Below are 25,240 nucleotides of genomic sequence, written 5' to 3'. Positions count from 1 at the left end.
ACCCAAGGTGATCAGGTCGAGTTCATCAACGAAGACATCCACAACGCGCACCGGATTGGTGTCGCTGACGTAATCGTCCAGGCTCTCGGGGAGCAAGTTACTTTGACCTCGGTGTTCACCTTGAATAAAGCGTTTCATGGGCAACCCTTGCGATGAAATCCTGGGGAATCATAGCAAGGGTTAGCTTGGATGTTTTTACACACTCTGGGCCGGCGGCGGCTAACCCGGCATCCATGCCGGGTTGCCCACTACGCAGAACCTCCACTCGGCCTCTCGAGGGGGCAAGAAGATCAAAAGCCAAAGCAAAAGCAAAAGCGAGGCGGCCTACCGGCCGGCCTGATCGCGGGGTTCGTTCGCCTGTGATGCAACTGGTCGGCTGACAGGCCGTCATCGCGAGCAGGCTCGCTCCCACAATTTGATCGGTGGACATCAGCAAGACATTGGTCGGCTGGCAGGCCGCCATCGCGAGCAAGTCGGATCGCCGCACCGTCGCTCCCACAGAAGAGCAAAGGCGGATCGGCGTACACCTTCGCTCTTCACCACTCATCAGGCCGAGCGTTAGCTCGCCTGCAGCTCTTGATCTTGATCCACCCGCCCCCTCGGCAGGCTGAGTGGAGGCGTTCATCCGGGGGTGGGCGCGTAGCGCCGTTCGGCGCAGCCGAACACATCGAGAGGAGGTCGAGCGAAGCCGACCGGAGGCGATGCCCCCGGATGAATGCCGGAGCGAAGGAACCCCGAGCCTTAGCGAGGGGCCGTACGTTCGGGGCGAGCGTTTTTTTGCTTACTTTTTTTAGGCGCTTGTAAAAAAAGTGAGTCGCCGTAAGGGCGAAACCATAAGCCGCCGTTACCTGAACAACGGATATGTACACAATCAACAAATAACAGGGCTAGCACGCAACTACGGATCAAAGCTCGAACCGCAACTCAGGCCAGATCGGCGACGTCCCCCGCTTCTGCGACTCAAGTATGGCCCGGCACAACGAACACAGCCGCTGGTCCTGAAACACCCGGCGATCAACACTCGACCAGCGCGGTTGCGCCGGCAACAGACTGCCACACAAGGTCCGGTCCGCCGAACCGCCCAACTCCAGCTGACGGGTCACCAGATGCACCCGCACTTCCTGGCAGGCGAACAGATCCAGCTGTTCGTCAGGCTCGATCAGTTGATAGGCAAATAGTGACCAGGCGGGACGCGGCATCGGGGGCTCCAAATCGGGGGCGCCACCTTAGCCGAAAGCCTGCCTCTAGAAAAGTGTCATAACAGCGGTTTTAGAGTAGGCCAGACATTTTCCAGCAACTTGTCCTGGGCCCCGGCCGCCGGGTGTATGCCGTCGGCCTGCATCAAGTCCGGATGACCGCCCACACCGTCGAGGAAAAACGGCACCAGCGGGATCTTTTTCTCATCGGCCAGGTTGCTATAGACCTCGGCGAACGCCTTGGTGTAACGCGCACCATAATTGGGTGGCAATTGCATGCCGAGCAGCAACACCTTGGCACCGCTGGCCCGGGAGCTGTCGATCATCGAAGCAAGATTTTGTTGCAATTGAGTTGGCAGCATCCCGCGCAGGCCATCATTGCCGCCCAACTCGAGGATCACCAGCTCCGGTTTATGCTCTGCAAGCAGCGCGGGCAGGCGCGCCTGGCCTCCGGCACTGGTGTCGCCACTGATGGACGCATTGATCACTTTGTCGTCGAAACCTTCGCGCCTGAGCCGTTGCTCAAGCAGCGACACCCACCCCAGCCGGGTATCCAGCCCGAAACCGGCGCTGATACTATCGCCAACGATCAGGACTGTACCCGCCGCTGCGTTTTGGGCCATGCACATCAAGGCCAGGCCAGCACTCAAAAACCAGACACGCATCGGACTCTCCATGGGCGCAAGCATTCTCATCGCGAAGGACCTTAGCAAAGTGGTTCCCAGCGCGGAAGGTGAACTGACCATCCTGCACGAACTCAGCCTGGAACTGAACAAGGGCGATAGCCTGGCCATCGTCGGCGCTTCCGGCTCTGGCAAGTCCACCCTGCTGGGCCTCCTCGCCGGCCTCGACCTGCCGAGCAGCGGCGAAGTCACTCTCGCCGGGCAAGGCCTGAGCAACCTCGATGAAGACCAGCGTGCGCGCATCCGCGCCGAACACGTGGGTTTTGTGTTCCAGTCATTCCAATTGCTCGACAGCCTCAATGCCCTGGAAAACGTCATGCTGCCGCTGGAGCTCGATGGCCGCAAAGACGCCCGCGAACGCGCCACCCAATTGCTGCAACGCGTAGGACTGGGCCAACGCCTGACTCACTCGCCGCGCCAGCTCTCCGGAGGCGAGCAACAACGCGTGGCGATTGCCCGCGCGTTTGCCGCCGAGCCCGATGTGCTGTTCGCCGACGAACCTACCGGCAACCTCGACAGCCACACCGGCGAGCGCATCAGCGACTTGCTGTTCGAGCTCAACCAGGAGCGCGGCACGACCCTGGTGCTGGTGACTCACGATGAACGCCTGGCCCATCGCTGCCGGCGCCTGATCCGTCTTGAAGCCGGCCTGCTGGTCGCCCCTCTGGAGCCTTGATGGCACGTCTGCCGCTGTTGCGCCTGTTCCGTCTCGCCATCCGCCAATTGCTGCGCGATGCCCGCGCCGGTGAATTGCGCGTGTTGTTTTTCGCCTTGCTGGTGGCCGTGGCCGCCAGCACCGCCATCGGCTATTTCGGCGCCCGCCTGAACGGCGCCATGATGCTGCGCGCTACCGAATTCCTCGGTGCCGACCTGCTGCTCGAAGGCAGTTCGCCTGCGCGCCCCGAACAGATAAGAAGCGGCACCGAACTGGGACTGGAACATGCGCAGGTGGTGGAGTTTTCCAGCGTCATCGCCACCGACAACGGCATTCAGCTGTCCAGCATAAAGGCGGCCGATGACACCTACCCGCTACGCGGCGAATTGAAAAGCGCGCCCGCACCCTTCGCCGCGGAAACCGTCGGTGGCGGACCGCAACCCGGCGAAGCCTGGGTCGAGGCGCGCCTGCTGACAGCCCTGGACCTGAAGATCGGCGACAGCATCGATGTCGGCATGAAAACCCTGAAACTGGCGCGGGTGCTGACTTACGAACCCGATCGCGCCGGCAATTTCTACAGCCTGACGCCGCGAGTGCTGATCAACCTCGACGACCTTGCGGCCACCGGCGTGGTGCAACCCGGCAGCCGGGTCAGCTATCGCGAATTATGGCGAGGCAATGCTCAAGCACTCGAGACGTATCGGCAACTGATCAAACCGGGGCTTGCCGCCAATCAACGCTTGCAGGACGCCCGCGACGGCAACCGGCAGATCGGCGGCGCCCTGGGCAAGGCCGAACGCTACCTGAACATGGCCAGCCTGGTGGCGGTGTTGCTGTCCGGCGTGGCGGTGGCGCTGTCGGCAACCCGTTTCGCCACCCGCCGGTTCGATGCCAGTGCCTTGCTGCGCTGCCTCGGGCTGTCACGCCGGGAAACCATGGTGTTGTTCAGCCTGCAACTGACCGTGCTCGGGCTGCTGGCCAGCATCAGCGGCGCCCTCCTCGGCTGGCTCGCACAGCTGGGATTGTTTGCCCTGCTGCGCGACTTGCTGCCGACCGACGTGCCTCCGGGCGGGCTGTTACCGGCCGTTGCCGGGATCGGCACCGGACTGGTGGCGCTGGCCGGATTCGCCTTGCCGCCACTGGCGGCTCTGGGCCGGGTTCCGCCATTGCGCGTGCTGCGTCGGGACATGCTGCCGATCCCTTCCAGCACCTGGATGGTCTACGGCGCAGCGCTGGGCGCCCTCGCCCTGATCATGTGGCGCCTGAGCCTGGACCTGGTGCTGACCTTTGCCCTGCTCGGCGGCGGCGTGATTGCAGCGCTGGTGCTGGGCGGCTTGTTGCTGCTGCTGTTGAAGAGTCTGCGGCGCATGCTCGCGCGTGCATCCTTGCCCTGGCGCCTGGGACTCGGCCAACTGCTGCGTCATCCGCTCGCTGCCGCGGGCCAGTCCCTGGCGTTCGGCCTGATTCTGCTGTCGATGGCGCTGATTGCGCTGCTGCGCGGCGAGTTGCTGGACACCTGGCAGAACCAGCTGCCGAAAAACGCACCAAACTACTTCGCGCTGAACATCCTGCCGGCGGACAAACAGGCCTTCATCGATCACCTGATCGCCGTGTCGGCGCAATCGGCACCGCTGTACCCGGTGGTGCCGGGGCGCTTGATCAGCATCAACGGCGAACCGGTACAGCAAATCGTCACCAAGGAATCTGCAGGCGACCGGGCGATCCAGCGCGACCTGAGCCTGACCTGGGCCGCGGACCTGCCATCGGGCAACAAACTCACGGCCGGCAATTGGTGGAACGAACAGACGCCGGAAGATGTTCCCGGCGTGTCGGTAGAAGGCAAGGTCGCCGAAAGCCTGAAAATCAAGCTCGGCGATCATCTGGTTTTCAGCGTGGGCGGGGTCAATCGCGAGGCGAAGGTCACCAGCCTGCGGGAGATCAACTGGGACAACTTCCAGCCGAACTTCTTCATGATATTCCAGCCCGGCACCCTCAAGGATCTGCCGGCGACCTACTTGACCAGTTTCTATCTGGCATCGGGTCATGACCAACAGATTGTCGACCTGTCCCGCGCCTTCCCGGCGGTGACCATCCTGCAGGTCGAAGCCTTGCTGGAGCAACTGCGCAGCATCCTCGCCCAGGTGACCCTGGCGGTGGAGTACGTGTTGTTGTTTGTGTTGGCGGCGGGGATGGCGGTGCTGTTCTCCGGCCTGCAAGCGACGCTGGATGAGCGCATTCGCCAGGGCGCGTTGCTGCGTGCGCTGGGGGCGGAGCGACAATTACTGGTCAAGGCTCGACGTATCGAGTTCGGCTTGCTGGGCGCAGTCAGTGGCTTGCTGGCGGCGCTGGGTTCGGAAGTGGTGAGTTGGGTGCTCTACCGCTACGCCTTTGATCTGCCGTGGCATCCGCACCCATGGCTGTTGCTGCTGCCACTGCTGGGCGCCGTGCTCATTGGCGGTGCCGGGGTGTTCGGCACCCGTCGGGCATTGAACGCCAGCCCGCTGACAGTCCTGCGTGAGGGTTGATAGACTCCTGCCATCCTCACCACAAGAAGCTGTCATGAGCCGTTACCGCCCTCCCCGCACCGCTGGCACCGCGCTGATCACCCCCGAGGGTGAAGCGCGGATGCGCGCCGAGTTCCATGAGTTGTGGCATGTACGTCGGCCCCAGGTCACCCAGGCTGTCAGCGAAGCCGCGGCCCAGGGTGACCGCTCGGAGAACGCCGAATACACCTATGGCAAAAAGATGCTGCGAGAGATCGACAGCCGCGTGCGTTTTCTCACCAAACGCCTGGAAGCGCTCAAGGTCGTCAGCGAAAAACCCAGCGATCCGAACAAGGTCTATTTCGGCGCCTGGGTCACGATCGAGGACGAGGACGGCAAAGAGTCACGCTACCGCATTGTCGGGCCGGATGAACTGGATCTCAAACAGGGCCTGATCAGCATCGACTCGCCCTTGGCTCGCGCCCTGATCGGCAAGGCACTGGACGCCGAAGTTCGGGTCCAGACGCCAACGGGTGAGCAGTGTGTGTATATCGTGGCGATCGACTATCCCTGACCTGCGGCGCTCTGAACCTTAACGCCGGGTAATCAACCCTTGCCGGGCAACGCGGGTCAGTTGCCGGATCACTTCAGGCGCATCTTCGAGGCTGGGGGACTGAATCACTGCCAGATCGAAACTGTCGTCGGCGAAACGAGCGAGCGACTCACCGTCTTCGACAAACTGGATCAGGAAGGCAGCGGGGCCGCCGGTACGACGTGGCCAGCCATCGAGATAACGCAAGAGCGTCGGCTGATGTTTGCCGCCAAGCAGGATTTTTGGATTGCGCTGGGTCAGATGTGCCGTAATCGGCGCGGGACGTACAACGGGGTTTAGTGCATTCATTGTGTCGTGTCTCTGCCTCAAAAGTCTGCATGGCAGGTGAGAGGCAACACCGAACCAGCGCTTTAGCGGTATTTCGAAGCCTGTTCCGGCTTCTATCGGCAACTGGATGGTCACCTGGCGCCCCGCAAGTAGCTGTTTAAATCGGCGCATGAGCAACATCCTAGAGAAGCTGACTGGACAGTGTCAAGAATGACGCGCAACAAAAAAGGCCCGCACAATGCGGGCCTTTTCGTTGAACCAGAGCGGTCAACCGGCGATGGCGCGGTCCGCTGAGAGTTTGCCCGCACCTTCGATCAATACCGCGATACTGCCACCGAGCAAGGCCAGGGCGAATTCATAACCGTTGTTGGCCATGAACAGTCCGTTGCTGATGTGCACCGAGAAAATCGCGACCAGCAACAGGAAGGCCAGGCCAAGCGCGGCCGGGCGAACCAGCAAGCCGATGATCAGAGCCAGGCCGGCGAAGAATTCAATGCCGCCCGCCAGTGTCGCCATCAGGTAACCCGGCGTCAGTCCGTGGCTTTCCATGTACTGCGCGGTTCCAGCCAGACCATAGCCACCGAATGCCCCGAAGAGTTTCTGCGAGCCGTGAGCGGCGGAAATAATGCCGACCACGATGCGCAGAACCGTCAGGCCGTAGCCAGCGCGGGTAGACAGTACCTTGTTGATCAGAGTGCTCATGCTGTTTCATTCCTTGTAAGTGTGTGTTGGTTGGCCGCCATATTAATCAGTAAACCGCATGTTAAAAGCGCAAAAAACCCGCCATAACAATCAGATTAGTTGATCATTTGCGTGAGGCAACCTTTTGCTCCTGGGGCTCCAACGACTCGCGCTCCCGGTCGAACGCCAAGTAATACTTGTTCACGCTATTAACATAGCTGACAGGCCCCATACCTACTTGCTCCATGGCAATTCTTTCGACCTGGAAAAACCACTGGTTGGGATTCAAGCCTCGCCGCCGCGCTTCGGCGCGCATGCCCTGGACCCGCTCCGGCCCGATGTTGTAGGCCGCCAGCACGAAGGCCATGCGTTCGCGCTCGTTGAGTTTCGGGCTGGCAAAGAACTTGCGCCGGATCATCGCCAGGTACTTGGCCCCGGCCTGCACATTGCCATCAAGGTCCTGAATATTGTTGACCCCTACCCGCTGCGCCGCAGAAGGCGTGATCTGCATCAATCCGGTCGGGCCACCATCACTGCGGGCGGCAGGTTGCAGGGCTGACTCCTTGAAGGCCAGCGCCGCCAGGTTCAGCCAGTCCATGCCCTGGGCATCGGCGTGTTTCTGCAGCACCGGGCGAAGTTTTTCCAGACGCTGCCGGTCCGCCTTGGCCAGTGGATAGTGCACTTGATAGAGACGACGATAGATCCGCAGGAACGCGACGTCCTGATCCGATGGTTTTTTGTAGACGGTGAGGAAGCGATCGATGCTGGCCCGCAACATCGAGGCATCGCGGCGCACGAACCAGAACTCTTCCCCTGGATCACTGACGAGTACCTGCTTGTCGAAACGCAGCTTGGGCAGGATCTTGCCCCAGCGTTCGGCGATCGGCTGCTCGACGATGGTCAGGTGGAAGATCCCGCCCTGCACCATCTCCAGCACATCCTCGACGGCAAGGCTCGGATCGACCCATTCGATTGTGACCGGTGGCAGTTTGTGCAAGGCGAGCTTTTGATTGATCTGGCTGACGGCATCTCCGGCGGCGCTGCCGGCGGGTAACGCCAGGGTCTTGCCGGAAAGCTGTTCAAGCCTGGTGTAGCGGCGTTCGCCCTTGATGCCCACCAGGACCAACGGGATGTTGCTGGCAATCGGCTCACTGGTGCTGACGGCGAAGCCGGGTTGCAGATCGAGCAACTCGCCTGGCGCCACCAGGTCGCCCTCCCCGCGCTGCAATGCGCCAAGCAGTTGATCCTTGGCCTTGGGAATGATCTTGAGGGTGATTTCCTGGCCGTCACGGGCGTGGCCGTTGAGGTATTGCTCGAACGCTCTCAGGCGATGGTATTCAACCCCGATCGCCTGCCCCTGGACTTCGCCGGAACTGTTGCGGCTCTGGTTGACCAACACCCGCAGCACACGACTGCTGCGAATTTCCGCAAGGTCGCGCACCTTGCTGGCCGGTACGGCTTGCAGCGGCCCGGGCAGACGCGCGACCGCCGACATCGGCAGTAGCAGCGAACAACACAGCAGTAGCAAAACCGAGGGACGAATCATCCACTCTCCGGAAAGAATATGAGGCCCGCTTCAATGACGAAAACCATCAAGCGCGGCGACAAAAACAGAGCGCCCAAGGCGCTGGCAAAGTGCGAAAGACTGGCACAATGATGGCAAAACTACCAACCCGGCTTGCCCCGCGGCTCAAGAGACAGCGTTAACCCGTTGTAGTTCTTGGCTTTTCTTATAAATCCACGGCTCTGATATGCTTTCCGGCCTTTGGGCCGAGGTAGCACCATGCAACTCATCGATATCGGCGTCAACCTGACCAACGCCAGTTTTGCCGACAAACACCAGGCCGTACTCGACCGTGCCTACGCGGCCGGCGTGTGCCAACTGGTGCTGACCGGCACCAGTGTCGAGGGCAGTGAACAGGCTCTTGAGCTGTGCCAGCAACTGGACGAAAGCGCCCAGCGCCTGTTCGCCACCGCCGGTATTCACCCTCATTGCGCCAGCGACTGGAACGCCGACAGCGCCCGACGTTTGCGCAGCTTGCTCAACGAGCCGAATGTGGTGGCCGTGGGTGAGTGCGGGCTGGATTTCAACCGTGATTTCTCGCCGCGCCCGCAACAGGAGAAAGTCCTCGAAGAACACCTGGCCATGGCCGTCGAATTGCAGCTGCCGGTGTTTCTGCACGAACGCGACGCCAGCCAGCGTTTGCTGGAAATCCTGCGCGACTTCCGCGACCGACTACCGGCCGCGGTGGTGCACTGCTTCACTGGCGAGCAGAAGGCACTGTTCAGCTATCTCGACCTGGACTTGCACATCGGCATTACCGGCTGGATCTGCGACGAGCGCCGGGGCACGCATTTGCATCCGCTGGTCAAGGAGATCAAGCGCGGACGCCTGATGCTCGAAAGCGATGCACCGTATCTGCTGCCGCGCAGCCTGCGCCCCAAGCCGAAAAACGGGCGCAACGAGCCGGCGTATCTGACCGAAGTATTGCGCGAAGTGGCGCTGCATCGCGGGGAAAGCCAGGAAGATCTGGCGGCGCACACGACAGCGTGCGCACGGGCGTTTTATGGCCTGCCATTGATCTCCTGATTCCCACAGGTTTGAAGTTGATCTGCATCAAGAATCAACCACCTGAGTAGCGGCACAATGATGGCACCTTGCCAAAACTGTTTCCGCTATCAGAGAAGACCTCCATGGGTGCCTGGCTTAGCAATATCTCGCTGAAATACAAATTCTGGGCGGTCAACGCCGTCGCTTTCGTCACCACCCTGTTGTTGGCGCTGTACGCGGTGCAGATCGAACAGCAGGCCCGCAGTCACGCTGCCCAGGCTTCGGCCCAGGCCCAGGCGCGATTGCTCGAAGCCTGGCCCGCCGGGCAACCGCTGCCCCACGTCGACAACCTGCTGGCGTTCAGCCGCGGGCAGGCACCCACGCTCAATGAGCAACCCGTGCAAGAACTGGCCGACGCTAATGGCTGGGTCGAGATCAACCCGATGCCGCTGTTCGGTGACAATCCGTTGATGGGTGCCGAAGTGTTTACCCGTGCCGACGGCCAACGGGTCGCCCTGATTGCCCATGGCCCGAGCTTGAGCCAGGTGTTCAACGAGCGCTTCGCCAACTACGCCTTGGCCGTGTTCATCCTGATGCTGGCAATGCTCGGCGCATCGCAGTTATTGATCCGCTTCCTGCTCAGCCAGCTCAACACCTTGAAAGACGTCATGTTGCACGTGGAGAAAACCGGCGACCTGTCGGCCCGCGTGCCATTGGCTTGCAGCGACGAAGTCGGGCAAATGGCCAACGCCTTCAATGCCATGCAGGCCGGTTATCAACGGGTAGTCAACACCGTCGCCAGCACCGCCCGGCAATTGGACATCAGCGCCGCGCGGCTGGCGGCCAGCATGAATGAAGTGCGCCACGGCATGCTGGGCCAGCAAAGCGAAACCGATCAGGCCGCCACGGCGATCAATGAAATGACCGCCACGGTCTATCACATCGCCCAACACGCTGGTGCCACCCGTGACCTTTCGCAATCGGCCAATACCCTGGCCGGCAGCGGGCAGGAGGTCGTGACACGGGTGCAGCGGTCGATTGCCGGGCTGTCCACTGGCGTCCAGCAGACCGCCGAGATGATTCAACGCCTGGCCAAGGACAGCCAGAAGATCAACGGCGTGGTCAACGTGATTCACAGCATTGCCGAGCAGACCAACCTGCTGGCGCTGAACGCAGCCATCGAAGCGGCCCGGGCCGGCGAGATGGGTCGCGGCTTCGCGGTGGTCGCCGATGAAGTACGCAACCTCGCCAAACGCGTGCAGGCCTCCACGGATGAAATCACCCTCATGGTCTCGGCGTTGCAGGCTGGCACGCGGGACGCCGTGGATTTCATGCAAGAGAGCTCGTTCAAGGCTGACGATTGCGTGCAACAGGCGCAAGAGGCCGGGGCGGCATTGGCCGAGATCACCAGCGCAGTGGCGCAGATGCGTGAAAGCAACACGCAGATCGCGGTGGCGGCCGAGCAGCAGAGCCAGGTGGCAGAAGAGATGAACCGGGCGGTGGTGAGCATCCGTGACGTGACCGAGAACACGGTGCAGCAGACGGTGACTTCGGCGACCACCAGCAATGAGCTGGCGGCGTTGGCTGGGGAATTAAGCAAGACGATAGGTCAGCTCAAACTTTGAGGGCCTCTTCGCGAGCAAGCCCGCTCCCACAGGTGACCGAGTTCTTTCATTAGAATGCGGACGAATGTGGGAGCGGGCTTGCCCGCGATGAGGCCGGAACCGGCAACATCAATCCAGACCATGACACCTATCAAGCCAATAGCCAGCCTTGATTCGCCGCCAGCATTGACCGGGCCTATTCTTCCTACATGTGTTCAACATGGATCGAGGATCAGCATCATGGGCAAACGTCACCCCAACCTTCCCGCCTGGCAATGGCGAGCGTACCCGAACAATCACCAGCACCCGACCAATCTGGTGCTGCACCTGATCGCGGTGCCGCTGTTCATCGTGGCGTTTCTGCTGATTGTGTCCGGGGTGTTCAGCCTGAGCCTGGCAAACATCGCCATCGGCGTGATCGGTGTGATTGCGGCGCTGGCCTTGCAACGCCACGGCCACAGCCTGGAGACCCAAGCCTCCGAACCCTTCAGTGATCGCAAGGATGCGGTATCGCGCCTGTTGGTCGAGCAGTTCCTGACGTTTCCGCGGTTTTTCCTCAGCGGCGGCTGGTGGCGCGCCTGGCGTGAGCGCCACCGCCGTCACTGATCAAGCGAATACGGTCACCGTCTGCCGGCTCATGGCGATCAACCGGCCATCCGCGCTCCACATTTTTGCGGCGGCATGTCCGTAGCCGTCAGCGGCGTATTCGGTTTCGACCAGGTATTTGCACCAGTCCAGGGTGGTCAGTTGCAGCAGCGGTTGCACGAACTCGATGGTCCAGGTCAGCGTGCTGCCCATCGCCGGTTTCTTCAAAAACGGCATCAGGGCCGGCGGCCAGGCGTCCACCAGCGCCAGGATATGCGCCTCGCTGATGGCCTCTTCCTTTACATCACCGCGCAAGCGTACCCAGCCACCCATTTGCCGGGATGTACTACCACTGAACGGCAGCCCGCCGACACTCCAGCGCATCGCCAGATGCCGCATGAACTCCGGGATGACGCCTTCGACAAAAGGCAATTCCTGGCATTCGTCCCAGTGCTTCATTTCAGGTGCCGGTTCAGCGGCCACCGCCACTTCCGAGGGGCGCGAGGCACCAAAGCTGCCCTGGATCAACGTCACCACTTGGCCCTTCTGCATCACCCGGCCCAGCACTTGGCTGACGGCCTTGCCTTCACGCAGCACCTCGACCTCAAAACTGACCGGAACCTCGGGTTCAACCGGGCCGACGAAGGTGATTGCCAACGAACGCACCGGCCGATCCGCCGGAACCCGGGCGCGCATGGCTTCGTACTGCAAAGCAGCCACCAGGCCACCGAAACTGGCCCGTCCCTGGGCCCAGGAGGCCGGGATAGACAGCTCCAGCGGCTGGCTGCGGACAGCATCGAGCAGTTCGGAAAAACGCATGAAAACCTCTGGGATCGGAAAAAGATGAAGGGATCTTAACCAGCCAGCGAAGGCTATACAGCACCCATTCCGGCCAAATTGACTGACAGATGAGCCGTGCTCGGCTCTAACACAAAATCTCTGGCCAACATTGAGCCCCCACAAGGGATCTGGATAGATATCAGGATTTGAAGCAGTCGCGGCTGAGTTTCTCCAGCACAAGGTCCGCACGCTGTTCAGCCTCGGCCATGGTAGTTTTCCAGACCGCAGCACAGGGCTGCAAATCCGCTTCCCGTTCAGCCATGGCCAGCCATTGCACGCAATCGTGCCAGTCACCCAGCGCGCCCTGGGCCGATTTCAATCGGGGCATGGCCGCTTTCGGCAAACGGTCCAGCTCGGGGTAAGCGTCGATGCCATAGCGCACGCGCTTGATCAGCAGGCGCAATCGATGACGGTCGTGGGTCGGATCGTGCAGTGCCTTGTCGAGTTTTTTCCACTGCTTGCCCAGGCGCTTTTCGATGCGCTTGCGCAGGCCCTTGAGCAATCCCTGGCGCTGGGCGGCACGCAGAAAACGCGGAAACGCATCGAGGACGATCAGCATTTGCGCGAGCTCGGGACTGGCCGCCACAGCCGGATAGGCCTCGGCCATTTGCGCCATGCGCCACTGTGCGGCTTGGGGTTGATGGTGCTGGAGCAGGTACGCCGCCAGCACTTCGCGATCACGTAATGGCGTGCTCAGTTCGCCCACCCTGGAGGCGGCCGCTTCCAGTTGCTCGACACCGGGCTGCCCGCGCAAGGGTCGCAACAGGCTGCGCAACCGACGCATGGTTGTGCGCAGATCGTGTAACGCTTCAGGGTCTGTACGCTCTTTCAAGCGGGCCTGACAGGCCAGCAGACGAACTTCCAGGCCCAGAACCTGAGCCACCAACCGATCGATCATGGGGGTTTACTCCGTAAACAGCGCCAGGCTGCAAGCTCCAGGCTGCAAACTCGATGAGTCTTGCAGTTTGCAGCTTAGAGCTTGTAACCGCTTTTCGCTTTTAACGCCCTGCGCGCGATTCACGAATATAGAAACGGGCCTTCTCGGCTTTGGTGGTGCAGCCTTCGAACCCCTCGAATTGCTGCTGGGTCTTGGCCGCGGTCAACAGCGACAGGGCCTTGGAGTAGCTGACAGTCCCGGCAAAACCTTCGGCCTTGGCCAGGTCCAGTTCATGCCATGCAGCATCCAGGTTGCTACCGCAACTGTCGCGATAAGCGGTTTTGCCGGCACAACCGGCGAGCGCCAGGGCAATCAATGGCACGCAGATCCAGGCTTTCATCACTCACTCCTCAAAGATAGGTCAACAGTCGTGCAGGTAAGACGTTGTGGCACCTGAAAAGTGCCGTTGGTCCGCTGTGCAAACTATAGCGCTGCCGAGAATAACCATGTGCCGCCATGGAGTGTCGAAAATACGACGCTCTTGCCCCATCGAACGACCATGGCGATTGAAGCATGCCCCTCGATGGGTGCATTGTTGAACCATTCAAGCGAGGGCGATTCATGAAAAAGCGTGTCGCACTGGTATTGGGCTCGGGTGGAGCCCGGGGTTATGCGCATATTGGGGTCATTGAAGAGATCGAACGGCGCGGCTATGACATTGCCTGTGTCGCCGGTTGCTCCATGGGCGCGGTGGTGGGCGGGATCTACGCCGCCGGCAAACTCAATGATTACCGCGACTGGATCGAGAGCCTGGATTATCTCGACGTGTTGCGTCTGGTGGACGTCAGTTTTCGTCTGGGGGCGATCCGTGGCGAGAAAGTCTTCGGGCAGATCCGCAAGATCGTCGGCGAGATCAACATCGAAGATTTGCGTATCCCCTACACCGCCGTTGCCACCGACCTGACCAACCAGCAGGAAATCTGGTTCCAGGAAGGTTGCCTGCATCAGGCCATGCGCGCCTCGGCAGCGATTCCCAGCCTGTTTACCCCGGTGATGCAGGGCAACCGCATGCTGGTGGACGGCGGCATTCTCAACCCGCTACCGATCGTGCCTGTAGTGTCGAGCCATTGCGATTTGATCATCGCGGTCAACCTCAACTCCACCAACCAGCGCCACTATCAATTGCCGGTCATCCAGCGTCCCGCCGCCTTCAAGACCCGCTTCGACAGCCTGATCAACTCCGTCGGCTCTAAGCTGCCGTTCCGGCGCAAACAGGCTGAACAATTGTTGGTTCTGGAACAGGAAGCCTTGAAGGCCGAAGGTGCAGACTTCAATCCGTGGATCGAATCCGCCGAGCCCGAAGCGCAGCAACCCGCGGCCGCTCCGCAAGCCAGTGGCGCCCCTCGCTCCGCCACCGGTTCGTTCATCATCGACAATGTCGGACCGGCGTCCTTGCTGGATTTGATCAACCAGAGTTTCGAGGTGATGCAGACGTCGCTGGCGCAGTACAAGATTGCCGGGTATCCGCCTGACATCCTGATCAACGTGCCCAAACGCGTATGTCGGTTTTTCGAGTTCTACAAGGCGCCGGAGTTGATCGCGCTGGGACGGGAGATTGCGCGGGATACGCTGGACCGGTATGAGAATGAGCAGAACTGAGCGCCTGAAAACTCTCGATTGAATGTAAGGGCCTCATCGCGAGCAGGCTCGCTCCCACAGTGAATCTTTGGTGTTCACAAAATGTGTATCTGGCCGAAACTCCTGTGGGAGCGAGCCTGCTCGCGATGGGGCCGGATCATTCAGCACAAAACTAAAGGCTGCCCTCACTCAACAACCGATACCCCACCCCCGCCTCAGTGACGATGAACCTGGGTTGGGTCGGATCATCCGCGAGTTTCTGGCGCAAGTGCCCGACCACGATACGCAAGTAGTGAGTGTCTTCGGTGTGAGTCGGCCCCCAAATGTCCTTGAGCAATTGCTGTTGGGTGATCACCCGTCCGGGATGTCGCGCCAGTTGCGCCAGCACGGCGTATTCCTTGCGGGTCAGCGCGACCTCGACTCCGTCGAGCAACACCCGGCGATACGCCAGGTCGACCGTCAATGGACCGAAGCTCAGCGCCGCTTGTTGCGCCTCGCCTGCGGGCGCCTGGCGCAATAAGGCCCGAATCCGCGCCAGGAACTCCTGGATGCCGAACGGCTTGGTCACGTAGTCATTGGCGCCGCCATCCAGGGCATCGACTTTCTGCCCTTCACTGGCGCGCACGGAGAGCACCAGCACCGGCACCGTCGACCACTCGCGAAAATCGCGCAATACCTGTTGGCCGTCCATGTCCGGCAAGCCGAGATCGAGCACGAGCAAGTCCGGTTTGTTCAGCGCGGCTTGCGCCAACCCTTCGCTGCCGGTGCCCGCCTCCAGCACTTTATAGCCCTGGGAAGCGAGGCTGATGCGCAGGAACTTGCGGATCTGCGGTTCGTCGTCGATGACCAAAATGGTCGCGGTCTGGCTCATGAATTCACATCAATACAAAGAAGTGGCAAGAGAGTAGCGCAAGCGCGATCAGGCTTCACTTTCGTATCCCGGCTGTGCCTGCAGCGGCAGGTGCAACATGATGCAAGTGCCGCGCCCCTCGATGCCGTCGGTAACGGTGATGCGCCCGCCATGGGCACCGACCATGCCCTGACAAATCGCCAGCCCCAGCCCGGTACCCTGCCCGCCGCGATCACCCCGCGCCGCGGTATAGAACATGTCGAAAATCTTCGCCCGTTCCGCCTCCGGAATCCCCGGGCCCTCATCGCTGACTGAAAAAAACAGCTCACTGTCATCGGCCCCGGCGCGCAATTGCATACGCCCGTGGGGCGGCGAAAACCGCGCAGCGTTTTCCATCACGTTGATCAGTGCCTGTTCGATCAGCGCGGCATGCACATACAGCAACGGTAACTCGGCCGACACGTCGGTGCTGACCTGCAACGACGCAAGGACTGTCCGCAGCCGATTGAGCGCACTGCCGACGATGTCCGCCGGCGACACCCAGTCCCGCGCCAGCTTCAAGGCTCCGTGGCCGAGGCGGGTCATGTCGAGCAGGTTTTGAATGTAGCGGTCGAGGCGCTCGGCTTCATCGCGGGTGCCTTCGAGCAACTCACGTCGATCCTCCAGCGGGATCGCTTCACCCAGGGCCAGCAGGCTGTCGATACTGCCGCGCATGGACGTCAGCGGAGTGCGCAAATCGTGGGACACCGACGCCAGCAAGGCACTGCGCAGTTGCTCGGTTTCGCCGTGCAGCCGCGCCGCTTCCAGATCATCGGCCAGTTGCGCCCGGGCCAGCGCCTGGGCCAGCGGCTGGCTCAGCGCGGTCAACAAGCGTCGGCGCTGGCCGCTCAGGGTCTGGCCTTCCCTGGCGCATACGCCGAGCAACGCCAGCGGGCCGTCCTCTACCGATAACGGCCACCACCACCAGCGGCCGAACGGCAAGGTGCCGGTGCCCGCACCCGCCGGTTGATCGTGCTGCCAGGCCCAATCGGCGGCGGCGCGCTCGGCTTCAGTGAACTCCAGCGGGCCACCGGTTTCGACTTTCCAGCCGCTTTGCCCGTCGCGATTGAGCAGGCACAGTTGTACATCGTTCCAACCATTGAGGTGCTGGGCGGCCGCGCTGACCACAGCCTGGCGGTCGGTGGCGGCGGTGAGCTTGCGTGACAGGTCGAGCAATTCGGTGGTTTCTTCCTGAGTATCGCGCAGTGCCTGCAATTGCCTGCGCTGACGCGCCGCGAGGTTGCCGGTGAGGGCCGCCATCAGCAGGAAGAACAGCAGGGTCAGCACGTCTTCTTCGCGCTGGATTCTGAAAGAGAAATTCGGTGGAATGAACAGGAAGTCATAGGTCAGGAACGACAGCGCCGCACAGGCCAGCGCCGGCCCGAGACTGCTGCGCACCGCCACCAGCAATACCGCTGCAAGGAACACCAGGGAGATGTTCGGCAGTGGCAGCACGCTCGCCACGGCCCAGGCCAGGGCGCTGGCCAGAACCGTCGCGACCACGGCCAGTGCGTAGTCGAACCAGACCAGTGAATGCATCGACCGCTGATGGGGTTGATGCTGTTGGTGATCGCTGTCGAGAACGTTGATTTCCAGTCCGCGAGCATTGCGCAGCAGACGCGCCGCCAGCCCGCCCCCGAACAGACGTCGGCGCAAACGCGGCCGGGACTGACCGACCAGCACCAGGCTGGCGCGGCGTTCGGCGGCATGCTGGATCAGGGTTTTCGCCACTTCACCGGCGCGCAGCAACACCACTTCGCCGCCCAGGCGCTCAGCCAGTTGCTGGGCGCTCTGCAGACGCAGGCGTGACTGCTCGTCACGCACGCTGCCGTTGTCCACGTGCACCAGACTCCAGGGCAGGTGCCGCCGCTGGGCCACGCGACTGGCATGCCGTACCAGGCGCTCGGCCTGCGCATCGCCGTCGACCCCCACCAGCAAACGCCCGCGCACGGCCGGCGCCGCTTGCCCCAACTGACGATACCCTTGGGCCAGATCGTTATCGACCTGAGCCGCCGCGGTTTGCATCGCCAACTCGCGCAGGGCCGTGAGGTTGGTCTGGGAAAAGAACGCGTCGATGGCCGCCCGCGCCTGCTCCGGCACATAGACCTTGCCATCGCGCAGGCGCTCCAGCAGCTCCCGTGGCGGCAAGTCGATCAGCAGCAGTTCATAGGCTTCCTGCAACACCCAGTCCGGCAGGGTTTCGCGGACCTGCACGCCGGTGATGCCACGCACCTGGTCGTTGAGGCTTTCCAAGTGCTGGACGTTGACCGTGGTGTACACATCGATGCCGGCGGCGAGCAGTTCCTGAATGTCCTGCCAGCGTTTTTCGTGACGGCTGCCCGGAGCGTTGGTGTGCGCCAGTTCGTCGACCAGCACCAGCTTCGGTTTGGCGAGGAGCAGACCGTCGAGGTCCATTTCTTCGAGCAACACGCCACGGTACTCGGAACGTACCAACGGCTGCTGCGGCAAGCCGCTGAGCAGGGCTTCGGTTTCGGCCCTACCGTGGGTTTCGACGACGCCGGCGATGATTTTCACCCCTTGGCGTAACTGGGTGTGGGCCGCTTGCAGCATGGCGTAGGTCTTGCCGACACCCGGCGCGGCGCCGAGAAACACCTTGAGCCGGCCACGGCCATCGCGGGACAGGTCTGCTAACAGCGCGTCGGCGCGGCCGGAGTTGCTCATGCTTGGGAATCTCTTTTTTCAGATGTTGTTGTGGTGATTGTGAGTCCGTCATCGCGAGCAGGCTCGCTCCCACAATTGGAATGCATACTCCTGTGGGAGCGAGCCTGCTCGCGAATGGCTGCACCGCCGATTTACAGTTTTTCCAGTGCCAGATTCAACTCAAGCACATTCACCACAGGCGGGCCTACCAGTGGTTGCTCGATGTGGGCATCCAGCAGTTGCTGCAGGGTCGCCACCGGCAGGTTGCGCGCCGTCGCGACACGCGCCAGTTGATAGGCAATCGCCGCCGGTGGCAAGTGCGGATCGAGACCGCTGCCAGACGTAGTGACCAGCGCCAAGGGCACCGGCCCCTGGCCAGGCACCAGCAGTTTGCTGGCATCGTCGAGTACCCGTGTCGCCAGCGCCGGGTTGCTCGGCGCCAGGTTGCTGGCACTGCTCGACACGGTGGCAAAGGCACCGGCCGAAGGACGCGGGTGGAACCAGGCGTCGCCGACGAAATCCTGGGCGATCAGCGAGGAGCCGCGGACCTTGCCCTCGGCATCCCGCACCAGGCTGCCGTTGGCCTGATCCGGGAATGCGACCTGGGCCACGCCGGTGACCACCAGTGGATAAGCGACGCCGGTGATCAGCGTCATCAGGACCAGCAGGCTCAGGGCCGGGCGTATCAATGTGGACATTGCAAAATCCTCGAATTCGTAAAGTGTTCAATCCGTTGCACCGTGGTGCACTCATCGCGAGCAGGCTCGCTCCCACAGGGGAATGCGGTGCTCCTTGTGGGAGCGAGCCTGCTCGCGATCGGTCAAACCAGATGCAACGCGGTCAACAGCATGTCGATCGCCTTGATGCCCACGAACGGCACCAGGATCCCGCCCAGGCCATAGATCAGCAGATTGCGCCGCAGCAACGCCGCCGCACTCGCCGCTTGAACCCGCACACCGCGCAGCGCCAGCGGAATCAGCACCACAATGATCAAGGCGTTAAACACGATCGCCGAGAGAATCGCGCTCTGCGGGCTGCTCAGGTGCATCACGTTGAGCACGCCCAGTTGCGGGTAGATCGCAGCGAACAGTGCCGGCAGGATTGCGAAGTACTTGGCCACGTCGTTGGCGATGGAGAAGGTCGTCAGCGCACCGCGGGTGACCAGCAACTCCTTGCCGATCTGCACCACGTCCAACAGCTTGGTCGGGTCGCTGTCGAGGTCGACCATGTTGGCCGCTTCACGTGCCGCTTGCGTGCCATCGTTCATCGCCATGCCGACGTCTGCCTGGGCCAGGGCCGGGGCGTCGTTGGCGCCGTCGCCGCACATGGCGACCAGGCGACCGTCGTTTTGCTCGTGACGAATGCGCGCCAGTTTTTTCTCCGGCGTGGCTTCCGCCAGCACATCGTCCACACCCGCCTCAGCAGCAATGGCAGCGGCGGTCAACGGGTTGTCGCCGGTGACCATGACGGTGCGGATCCCCAGCTTGCGCAGCTCGGCGAAACGCTCGCGGATACCGGGCTTGACCACGTCCTTGAGGTGGATCGCACCGAGCAACCTGCCGTCGGCACACACCAGCAGCGGGGTGCCGCCGCTTTGGGCGATCTTGTCGATTTCGCGGGACAAGGCCGGTGCCAGGTCAGCACGCTTGAGGCCAACGAAAGCCAGCAACGAATCCACCGCGCCCTTGCGGTACACGCGTCCCTGATAGTCGACACCGGACAGGCGGGTTTCGGCACTGAATGGCACACCTGTCAGCACCTCAGCGGACGGTTCCGGTTGCGGATGAGTGCCACGCAGGTATTCGACTATCGACTTGCCTTCCGCGGTGTCGTCGGCCAGCGACGCCAGCAATGCGCCTTCGGCCAGCTCCCTGGCTGTCACGCCAGGCGCGGCATACACCGCCGAGCAACGACGGTTACCGAAGGTGATGGTGCCGGTCTTGTCCAGCAGCAAAACGTGCACGTCCCCCGCCGCTTCCACCGCACGACCGGATTTGGCGATCACGTTCAGGCGTACCAGACGATCCATCCCGGCGATACCGATGGCCGACAGCAAACCGCCGATGGTGGTCGGAATCAACGTGACCAACAGCGCCACCAGGAACACCAGCGGCAGGCTGCCGCTGGCGAAGTGGGCGAACGGTTGCAGGGTGACGACCACCAGCAGGAAGATCAGGGTCAGGCCGATCAGCAGGATATCGAGCGCCACTTCGTTCGGGGTTTTCTGGCGTTTGGCGCCTTCGACCAGGGCGATCATGCGGTCCAGGGTCGACTCGCCGGGGTTGGCGGTGATCTTCACCAGCAGCCAGTCGGACACCAGCCGGGTGTTGCCGGTGACGGCCGAGCGGTCGCCGCCGGATTCGCGGATCACCGGCGCCGATTCACCGGTAATCGCCGCTTCGTTGACTGCTGCGATGCCTTCGATCACTTCGCCGTCACCGGGGATCATCTCCCCCGCTTCGACGCGCACCACATCACCCTTGCGCAGGCTGGTGGCCGGCACCACTTGGAACGTGCCGTTGCTGGTCTTGCGGCGGGCGCTCAAGCCTTCACTGCCGGCCTTGAGGCTGTCGGCGCGAGCCTTGCCGCGGCCTTCGGCCAGGGCTTCGGCGAAGTTGGCGAACAGCACAGTGAACCACAGCCACACGGCAATTTGCGCGGCGACGAACGTCGGCACGGCCGTATCGGGAATGAAACACAGCACGGTAGTCAGGATCGCGGTCAGTTCGACCACCAGCATCACCGGTGCACGCTGCAATTGCCGTGGGTCGAGCTTGACGAAGGCTTGCACCAGCGCCGGACGCCAGAGGGCCGAGATCGCGGTTTTCGGTTGCTCCGGTGCCTTGACGGTGGCGACCGGTTTAGTTACGGGCATATTCATCAAATAGTCCTCAGAAGCCCATGCTCAAGTGTTCAGCGATAGGACCCAGTGCCAACGTCGGCAGGAAGGTCAGGCCGCCCACCAGCAAAATGGTCACGGTCAGCAGGGTCACGAACAGCGGGCCATGGGTCGGGAAGCTGTTCTGGCCGATCGGTGCGGTTTTCTTCATCGCCAGGCTGCCGGCCAGGGCCAGAACCGGGAGGATGTAGCCGAAGCGACCGATCAACATGCCAAGCCCCAGCATCAGGTTGTGGAACGGGGTGTTGGCGCCGAAACCGCCAAACGCTGAACCGTTGTTGGCACTGGCCGAGGTGTAGGCGTAGAGCAGCTGACTGAAACCATGAGCGCCGGGGTTGCTCACGGCGGCCACCGGGCCTGGCAGGCTGGCGGCGATCGCGCCGAGCACCAGTACGCCAATCGGCATGACCATCAGGGTGACCACCAGCAATTGCACTTCTTTGGCTTGCAGTTTCTTGCCGAGGTATTCCGGGGTGCGGCCGATCATCAGGCCGGCGAGGAACACCGCGATCAACACGTTGAGCAACATGCCGTAGAGCCCGGCACCGACGCCGCCGAAGATCACTTCGCCGACCATCATGTTGACCAGCGCCACCATGCCGCTCAGCGGGTTGAGGCTGTCGTGCATGCCGTTCACCGAACCGTTCGACGCTGCAGTGGTGGTCACCGACCACAACACAGTGGCGGTAGTGCCGAAGCGCGCTTCCTTGCCTTCCAGCGGCGCAGTCTGTTCGACGGCGACGTTGTTCAGGGCCGGGTTCGGCTGGTATTCGGCCCACAGCGAGGTCGCGCCGCCGATCAGGAACAGCGCCAGCATGCAGGCGATGATCGCGCGGCTCTGGCGCAGGTCCTTCACGTAGTGGCCGAAGGTGAACACCAGCGCCACCGGGATCAGGATGATCGAGGCCAATTCGAACAGGTTGGCCCAGGCGGTCGGGTTCTCGAACGGATGCGCCGAGTTCACGCCAAAGAAGCCGCCACCGTTGGTGCCCAATTGCTTGATCGCAATCTGACTGGCAGCAGGCCCCAGTGGAATCACCTGATCAACGCCTTGCATCGTCACTGCATTCACATACTGTGCGAAGGTTTGCGGTACACCCTGCCAGACCAGATACAGCGCCAGCAGCAGGCACAGCGGCAACAAGCCATAGAGGGTGGCGCGGGTCATATCGACCCAGAAGTTGCCCAGGGACTGGGTGGATTTGCGACCGATGCCGCGGCACAGCGCGACCAGTACCGCCAGACCGGTGGCAGCGCTGACGAAGTTCTGCACGGTGAGGCCAACCATCTGGCTCAAGTAGCTCAGGGACGCTTCGCCGCTGTAGGCCTGCCAGTTGGTGTTGGTCATGAAGCTGACGGCGGTGTTGAACGCCAGCGTCCACTCCTGACCCGGCAGGTTCTGCGGGTTCAGCGGCAGGTGGTCCTGGAACATCAGGATGGCGAACAACAGCAGGAAACCCGCGAGGTTGAAGGCAAGCAAGGCCAGGGCGTATTTCTGCCAGCTCTGTTCGGCTTGCGGGTCAACCCCGGCCAGTCGGTAACAGCCACGTTCGACTGGCCCGAGGACCGGCGACAGCCACGTGCGCTGACCTTCCATTACCTTGTAGTAGAAGCGCCCGAGAAACGGCGCCGGGACCAAAACCAGGGCAAAAAAACCGAGGATCAGCCAATAGTCATAACTGTGCATAGCCGCTCCTAGTTCCGGTCCGCGCGCAACAGCGCAACCAACAGATAGATGAACAGCCCCACTGCGAGCAGCAGCGACACCCCGTCCAGAACGCTCATGGAAGTTCTCCGTGTTACGGCGTATTGCCGCGTGTGGAGTCATTGTCGGAAAGGAGGCTGTAAAGGAACGAGATCGAGGGGGCGCGCCAGGCATAAAGAAAGCGTAAAGAGTGGGTTTACGCCGGGGTTACAGGGTGCGGGGAGGAGCTCCGGTGCGGAAAAACCGGGAATGTCGCAGGTAGAACTCTAAATTGTGCGCAAGAGTAGTGAGTGACTGCTGCAAGTCGTGGATAATCCCGCCCGATTGGCGCGACGCAACCGAATGGGGTCAAGAACTCTTGCACCTCCCCGCTCGCGCCTGCAAGCTACCGCTATTCGCATTACTGAAAAAGGCTGGCCCAACGTGCGTATCCTTATTACCGGCGGAGCCGGTTTCATAGGCTCGGCCCTTGTCCGCGAGCTGATTCAACACACTGAGCATGATGTGCTCAACCTGGACAAACTGACGTATGCCGGCAATCTCGAATCGCTGACCAGCATTGCCAACGACACTCGCTACGAGTTCGTTCAGGCCGATATTGTCGATCAGGCGACCGTCAGTGCAGTGCTGGCACGTTTCCGGCCTCACGCGATCATGCACCTGGCAGCCGAGTCCCACGTCGATCGTTCCATCGACGGGCCATCGGAATTCATCCAGACCAACATCGTCGGCACCTACAGCCTGCTCGAAGCCAGCCGCGCCTATTGGCAAGCCCTTCCGGAGCCTGAGAAAAGCGCCTTCCGCTTTCATCACATTTCCACTGACGAGGTTTACGGCGACCTGCACGGTGTCGACGATCTGTTTACGGAAACGACACCCTACGCGCCGAGCTCGCCCTACTCCGCCAGCAAGGCTGCGTCCGATCACCTGGTCCGTGCCTGGCAGCGAACCTATGGCTTGCCGGTGCTGCTGACCAATTGCTCGAACAATTACGGGCCGTTCCACTTCCCCGAGAAACTGATTCCGCTGGTCATCCTCAATGCCTTGGCCGGCAAGCCGCTGCCGGTGTATGGCAATGGCCTGCAAGTGCGCGACTGGCTGTTCGTCGAAGATCACGCCCGGGCACTGCTCAAAGTGGTGACCACCGGCACCGTCGGCGAGACCTACAACATCGGCGGGCACAACGAACAAAAGAACATCGACGTGGTGCGTGGCATCTGCGCCCTGCTTGAAGAACTGGCACCGCACAAGCCTGAGGGCATTGCGCATTACGCCGACCTGATCACGTTCGTCCAGGATCGTCCTGGTCATGACCTGCGCTATGCAATCGATGCCGGCAAGATTGAACGCGAACTGGGCTGGGTGCCCGAAGAGACCTTCGAAACCGGCCTGCGCAAAACCGTTAAATGGTACCTGGAAAACATGGAGTGGTGCCGCCGTGTCCAAGACGGCAGCTATCAGGGTGAACGCCTTGGCGCCATCAATCCCAAGGAGCTGCTCGCATGATGAAAGGCATCGTTTTGGCGGGTGGCTCGGGCACACGCCTGCACCCGATTACGCTTGGAGTGTCGAAACAGCTGTTGCCGGTCTACGACAAGCCAATGATCTACTATCCGATCTCAGTACTGATGCTGGCCGGCATCAAGGATATCCTGCTGATCTCCACCCCGCAGGATCTACCCCAGTATCGCAATCTGCTGGGGGACGGCAGCCAGTTCGGGGTGAACTTCAGCTTTGCCGAGCAGCCGTCACCGGACGGTCTGGCCCAGGCTTTTCTGATTGGCGAAGAGTTCATTGGTGATGACCCCGTTTGCCTGATCCTGGGCGACAACATCTTCCATGGCCAGCACTTTGGCGAACAATTGCAGAACGCGACAAAACGCACTTGCGGTGCCACCGTATTCGGCTACTGGGTCAAGGACCCCGAGCGCTTCGGCGTGATCGATTTCGACAAAGATGGCCGTGCGCTTTCGATCGAAGAGAAACCGAAAAAGCCGAAATCCAGCTATGCCGTTACCGGCCTGTATTTCTACGACAACGATGTGATCGAGATCGCCAAGGCGGTGAAGCCTTCGCCTCGCGGCGAGCTGGAAATCACTGACGTCAACAATGCCTATCTGCAACGTGGCGATCTGCAGGTCGAGCGTTTTGGTCGAGGATTCGCCTGGCTCGACACCGGCACCCACGATAGCTTGCTCGAAGCCTCTCAGTACGTGCAAACCATCGAACACCGCCAAGGCCTCAAAGTCGCCTGTCTCGAAGAGATAGCCTATGAACATGGCTGGATCGACCGCGAACAGTTGCTGGAGCGTGCCCGGTACTTTGGCAAAACCGGGTATGGCCAGTACCTGGCCAAACTGGCAGGGGAAGAGCAATGAATCTGTGCGAGCCCGATTCGCCCGGTATCGAGACT

24 protein-coding genes are annotated in these 25,240 nt (G+C 61.7%); 9 read left to right on the top strand and 15 right to left on the bottom strand.

Annotated elements, in window-relative coordinates; genetic code table 11:
• The 3 genes from AC1DVE_RS04355 to AC1DVE_RS04345 all read right to left on the bottom strand — a co-directional run.
• Positions 1-138: hypothetical protein (locus AC1DVE_RS04355; protein ID WP_477783786.1), on the bottom strand; the 138-nt coding region annotated here is incomplete at its 3' end.
• A 767-nt stretch (positions 139-905) separates the two neighbouring features.
• Positions 906-1,199, bottom strand: a complete 294-nt coding sequence (locus AC1DVE_RS04350; RefSeq protein ID WP_003226812.1) for a hypothetical protein — start codon at positions 1,197-1,199, stop codon at positions 906-908.
• Between the two features lie 56 nt (positions 1,200-1,255).
• Complete coding sequence (locus tag AC1DVE_RS04345) at positions 1,256-1,861, bottom strand: arylesterase (protein ID WP_008049055.1); 606 nt, start codon at positions 1,859-1,861, stop codon at positions 1,256-1,258.
• A gap of 10 nt (positions 1,862-1,871) precedes the next feature.
• Here AC1DVE_RS04345 and AC1DVE_RS04340 point away from each other — a divergent pair, with 10 nt between their 5' ends.
• The 3 genes from AC1DVE_RS04340 to greB are packed head-to-tail and all read left to right on the top strand — an operon-like array spanning position 1,872 to position 5,591.
• A complete protein-coding gene (locus AC1DVE_RS04340; RefSeq protein WP_223456271.1) occupies positions 1,872-2,555 on the top strand; it encodes an ABC transporter ATP-binding protein in 684 nt (227 codons plus the stop codon).
• Complete coding sequence (locus AC1DVE_RS04335; protein ID WP_223456270.1) at positions 2,555-5,059, top strand: ABC transporter permease; 2,505 nt, start codon at positions 2,555-2,557, stop codon at positions 5,057-5,059. The genes AC1DVE_RS04340 and AC1DVE_RS04335 overlap by 1 nt, the downstream gene beginning before the upstream one ends.
• A 34-nt stretch (positions 5,060-5,093) precedes the next feature.
• Positions 5,094-5,591, top strand: coding sequence for a transcription elongation factor GreB (greB, locus tag AC1DVE_RS04330; RefSeq protein WP_007973570.1), 498 nt, complete (start codon positions 5,094-5,096; stop codon positions 5,589-5,591).
• An 18-nt stretch (positions 5,592-5,609) separates the two neighbouring features.
• Here greB and AC1DVE_RS04325 read toward each other — a convergent pair whose 3' ends face one another.
• From AC1DVE_RS04325 to AC1DVE_RS04315, 3 genes are all read right to left on the bottom strand, one after another.
• Positions 5,610-5,918 (bottom strand): hypothetical protein, encoded by a 309-nt coding sequence (locus tag AC1DVE_RS04325; protein WP_008001428.1) that lies wholly within the window; start codon positions 5,916-5,918, stop codon positions 5,610-5,612.
• A gap of 246 nt (positions 5,919-6,164) precedes the next feature.
• A complete protein-coding gene (locus tag AC1DVE_RS04320) occupies positions 6,165-6,599 on the bottom strand; it encodes a DoxX family protein (RefSeq protein ID WP_223456269.1) in 435 nt (144 codons plus the stop codon).
• A gap of 103 nt (positions 6,600-6,702) precedes the next feature.
• A complete protein-coding gene (locus AC1DVE_RS04315; RefSeq protein WP_223456268.1) occupies positions 6,703-8,124 on the bottom strand; it encodes an MltF family protein in 1,422 nt (473 codons plus the stop codon).
• Positions 8,125-8,361: 237 nt separating this feature from the next.
• Here AC1DVE_RS04315 and AC1DVE_RS04310 point away from each other — a divergent pair, with 237 nt between their 5' ends.
• From AC1DVE_RS04310 to AC1DVE_RS04300, 3 genes are all read left to right on the top strand, one after another.
• Positions 8,362-9,168 (top strand): TatD family hydrolase, encoded by an 807-nt coding sequence (locus tag AC1DVE_RS04310; RefSeq protein WP_223456267.1) that lies wholly within the window; start codon positions 8,362-8,364, stop codon positions 9,166-9,168.
• Between the two features lie 104 nt (positions 9,169-9,272).
• Positions 9,273-10,754 (top strand): methyl-accepting chemotaxis protein, encoded by a 1,482-nt coding sequence (locus AC1DVE_RS04305; RefSeq protein ID WP_223456266.1) that lies wholly within the window; start codon positions 9,273-9,275, stop codon positions 10,752-10,754.
• A gap of 219 nt (positions 10,755-10,973) precedes the next feature.
• Positions 10,974-11,339 carry an Mpo1-like protein gene (locus AC1DVE_RS04300; protein WP_008049048.1) on the top strand — a complete coding sequence of 122 codons (366 nt, stop codon included), beginning with the start codon at positions 10,974-10,976 and terminating at the stop codon, positions 11,337-11,339.
• Here the strand turns inward: AC1DVE_RS04300 and AC1DVE_RS04295 are convergent, their stop codons facing one another.
• From AC1DVE_RS04295 to AC1DVE_RS04285, 3 genes are all read right to left on the bottom strand, one after another.
• Positions 11,340-12,137 carry an acyl-CoA thioesterase gene (locus tag AC1DVE_RS04295; RefSeq protein ID WP_223456265.1) on the bottom strand — a complete coding sequence of 266 codons (798 nt, stop codon included), beginning with the start codon at positions 12,135-12,137 and terminating at the stop codon, positions 11,340-11,342.
• Between the two features lie 160 nt (positions 12,138-12,297).
• Positions 12,298-13,056, bottom strand: a complete 759-nt coding sequence (locus AC1DVE_RS04290) for a CHAD domain-containing protein (RefSeq protein WP_223533679.1) — start codon at positions 13,054-13,056, stop codon at positions 12,298-12,300.
• A gap of 100 nt (positions 13,057-13,156) precedes the next feature.
• Positions 13,157-13,435 (bottom strand): hypothetical protein, encoded by a 279-nt coding sequence (locus AC1DVE_RS04285; RefSeq protein ID WP_008000319.1) that lies wholly within the window; start codon positions 13,433-13,435, stop codon positions 13,157-13,159.
• 221 nt (positions 13,436-13,656) lie between these two features.
• Between AC1DVE_RS04285 and AC1DVE_RS04280 the strand changes: the two genes are divergently transcribed.
• Positions 13,657-14,694, top strand: coding sequence for a patatin-like phospholipase family protein (locus tag AC1DVE_RS04280; protein ID WP_223456263.1), 1,038 nt, complete (start codon positions 13,657-13,659; stop codon positions 14,692-14,694).
• A gap of 151 nt (positions 14,695-14,845) precedes the next feature.
• Here the strand turns inward: AC1DVE_RS04280 and AC1DVE_RS04275 are convergent, their stop codons facing one another.
• The 6 genes from AC1DVE_RS04275 to kdpF form a co-directional block, all read right to left on the bottom strand.
• A complete protein-coding gene (locus AC1DVE_RS04275; RefSeq protein ID WP_223456262.1) occupies positions 14,846-15,544 on the bottom strand; it encodes a response regulator in 699 nt (232 codons plus the stop codon).
• A gap of 48 nt (positions 15,545-15,592) precedes the next feature.
• Entirely contained in the window at positions 15,593-18,244 is a 2,652-nt protein-coding gene (locus AC1DVE_RS04270; RefSeq protein ID WP_223533678.1) for a sensor histidine kinase, read from the bottom strand.
• Positions 18,245-18,375: 131 nt separating this feature from the next.
• Positions 18,376-18,921 (bottom strand): potassium-transporting ATPase subunit KdpC, encoded by a 546-nt coding sequence (gene kdpC, locus AC1DVE_RS04265; RefSeq protein ID WP_223456260.1) that lies wholly within the window; start codon positions 18,919-18,921, stop codon positions 18,376-18,378.
• A gap of 122 nt (positions 18,922-19,043) precedes the next feature.
• Positions 19,044-21,104, bottom strand: a complete 2,061-nt coding sequence (kdpB, locus tag AC1DVE_RS04260; protein WP_223456259.1) for a potassium-transporting ATPase subunit KdpB — start codon at positions 21,102-21,104, stop codon at positions 19,044-19,046.
• A gap of 10 nt (positions 21,105-21,114) precedes the next feature.
• Positions 21,115-22,809 carry a potassium-transporting ATPase subunit KdpA gene (gene kdpA / locus AC1DVE_RS04255; RefSeq protein WP_223456258.1) on the bottom strand — a complete coding sequence of 565 codons (1,695 nt, stop codon included), beginning with the start codon at positions 22,807-22,809 and terminating at the stop codon, positions 21,115-21,117.
• Between the two features lie 8 nt (positions 22,810-22,817).
• Entirely contained in the window at positions 22,818-22,907 is a 90-nt protein-coding gene (gene kdpF, locus AC1DVE_RS04250; RefSeq protein ID WP_007899818.1) for a K(+)-transporting ATPase subunit F, read from the bottom strand.
• A gap of 343 nt (positions 22,908-23,250) precedes the next feature.
• On the opposite strand from kdpF, the gene rfbB reads away from it, so the two are divergent.
• Together rfbB and rfbA are read left to right on the top strand one after the other, a co-directional pair.
• A complete protein-coding gene (gene rfbB, locus AC1DVE_RS04245) occupies positions 23,251-24,333 on the top strand; it encodes a dTDP-glucose 4,6-dehydratase (protein ID WP_223456257.1) in 1,083 nt (360 codons plus the stop codon).
• Positions 24,330-25,205: a glucose-1-phosphate thymidylyltransferase RfbA gene (rfbA, locus tag AC1DVE_RS04240; RefSeq protein WP_223456256.1), complete on the top strand. Its 876-nt coding sequence runs from the start codon at positions 24,330-24,332 to the stop codon at positions 25,203-25,205. The genes rfbB and rfbA overlap by 4 nt, the downstream gene beginning before the upstream one ends.
• Positions 25,206-25,240: the final 35 nt, after the last annotated feature.

The organism is Pseudomonas sp. P4_B4, assembly GCF_056402255.1.
This window is presented reverse-complemented; position numbering and strand designations above follow the sequence as displayed.

Excerpts from the sequence above, each read along its gene's own strand:
- AC1DVE_RS04350 (WP_003226812.1), bottom strand. The coding sequence starts at position 1,199 with ATGCCGCGTCCCGCCTGGTCACTATTTGCCTATCAACTGATCGAGCCT.
- AC1DVE_RS04345 (WP_008049055.1), bottom strand. The coding sequence starts at position 1,861 with ATGCGTGTCTGGTTTTTGAGTGCTGGCCTGGCCTTGATGTGCATGGCC.
- AC1DVE_RS04340 (WP_223456271.1), top strand. The coding sequence starts at position 1,872 with ATGGGCGCAAGCATTCTCATCGCGAAGGACCTTAGCAAAGTGGTTCCC.
- AC1DVE_RS04335 (WP_223456270.1), top strand. The coding sequence starts at position 2,555 with ATGGCACGTCTGCCGCTGTTGCGCCTGTTCCGTCTCGCCATCCGCCAA.
- greB (WP_007973570.1), top strand. The coding sequence starts at position 5,094 with ATGAGCCGTTACCGCCCTCCCCGCACCGCTGGCACCGCGCTGATCACC.
- AC1DVE_RS04325 (WP_008001428.1), bottom strand. The coding sequence starts at position 5,918 with ATGAATGCACTAAACCCCGTTGTACGTCCCGCGCCGATTACGGCACAT.
- AC1DVE_RS04320 (WP_223456269.1), bottom strand. The coding sequence starts at position 6,599 with ATGAGCACTCTGATCAACAAGGTACTGTCTACCCGCGCTGGCTACGGC.
- AC1DVE_RS04315 (WP_223456268.1), bottom strand. The coding sequence starts at position 8,124 with ATGATTCGTCCCTCGGTTTTGCTACTGCTGTGTTGTTCGCTGCTACTG.
- AC1DVE_RS04310 (WP_223456267.1), top strand. The coding sequence starts at position 8,362 with ATGCAACTCATCGATATCGGCGTCAACCTGACCAACGCCAGTTTTGCC.
- AC1DVE_RS04305 (WP_223456266.1), top strand. The coding sequence starts at position 9,273 with ATGGGTGCCTGGCTTAGCAATATCTCGCTGAAATACAAATTCTGGGCG.
- AC1DVE_RS04300 (WP_008049048.1), top strand. The coding sequence starts at position 10,974 with ATGGGCAAACGTCACCCCAACCTTCCCGCCTGGCAATGGCGAGCGTAC.
- AC1DVE_RS04295 (WP_223456265.1), bottom strand. The coding sequence starts at position 12,137 with ATGCGTTTTTCCGAACTGCTCGATGCTGTCCGCAGCCAGCCGCTGGAG.
- AC1DVE_RS04290 (WP_223533679.1), bottom strand. The coding sequence starts at position 13,056 with ATGATCGATCGGTTGGTGGCTCAGGTTCTGGGCCTGGAAGTTCGTCTG.
- AC1DVE_RS04285 (WP_008000319.1), bottom strand. The coding sequence starts at position 13,435 with ATGAAAGCCTGGATCTGCGTGCCATTGATTGCCCTGGCGCTCGCCGGT.
- AC1DVE_RS04280 (WP_223456263.1), top strand. The coding sequence starts at position 13,657 with ATGAAAAAGCGTGTCGCACTGGTATTGGGCTCGGGTGGAGCCCGGGGT.
- AC1DVE_RS04275 (WP_223456262.1), bottom strand. The coding sequence starts at position 15,544 with ATGAGCCAGACCGCGACCATTTTGGTCATCGACGACGAACCGCAGATC.
- AC1DVE_RS04270 (WP_223533678.1), bottom strand. The coding sequence starts at position 18,244 with ATGAGCAACTCCGGCCGCGCCGACGCGCTGTTAGCAGACCTGTCCCGC.
- kdpC (WP_223456260.1), bottom strand. The coding sequence starts at position 18,921 with ATGTCCACATTGATACGCCCGGCCCTGAGCCTGCTGGTCCTGATGACG.
- kdpB (WP_223456259.1), bottom strand. The coding sequence starts at position 21,104 with ATGAATATGCCCGTAACTAAACCGGTCGCCACCGTCAAGGCACCGGAG.
- kdpA (WP_223456258.1), bottom strand. The coding sequence starts at position 22,809 with ATGCACAGTTATGACTATTGGCTGATCCTCGGTTTTTTTGCCCTGGTT.
- kdpF (WP_007899818.1), bottom strand. The coding sequence starts at position 22,907 with ATGAGCGTTCTGGACGGGGTGTCGCTGCTGCTCGCAGTGGGGCTGTTC.
- rfbA (WP_223456256.1), top strand. The coding sequence starts at position 24,330 with ATGATGAAAGGCATCGTTTTGGCGGGTGGCTCGGGCACACGCCTGCAC.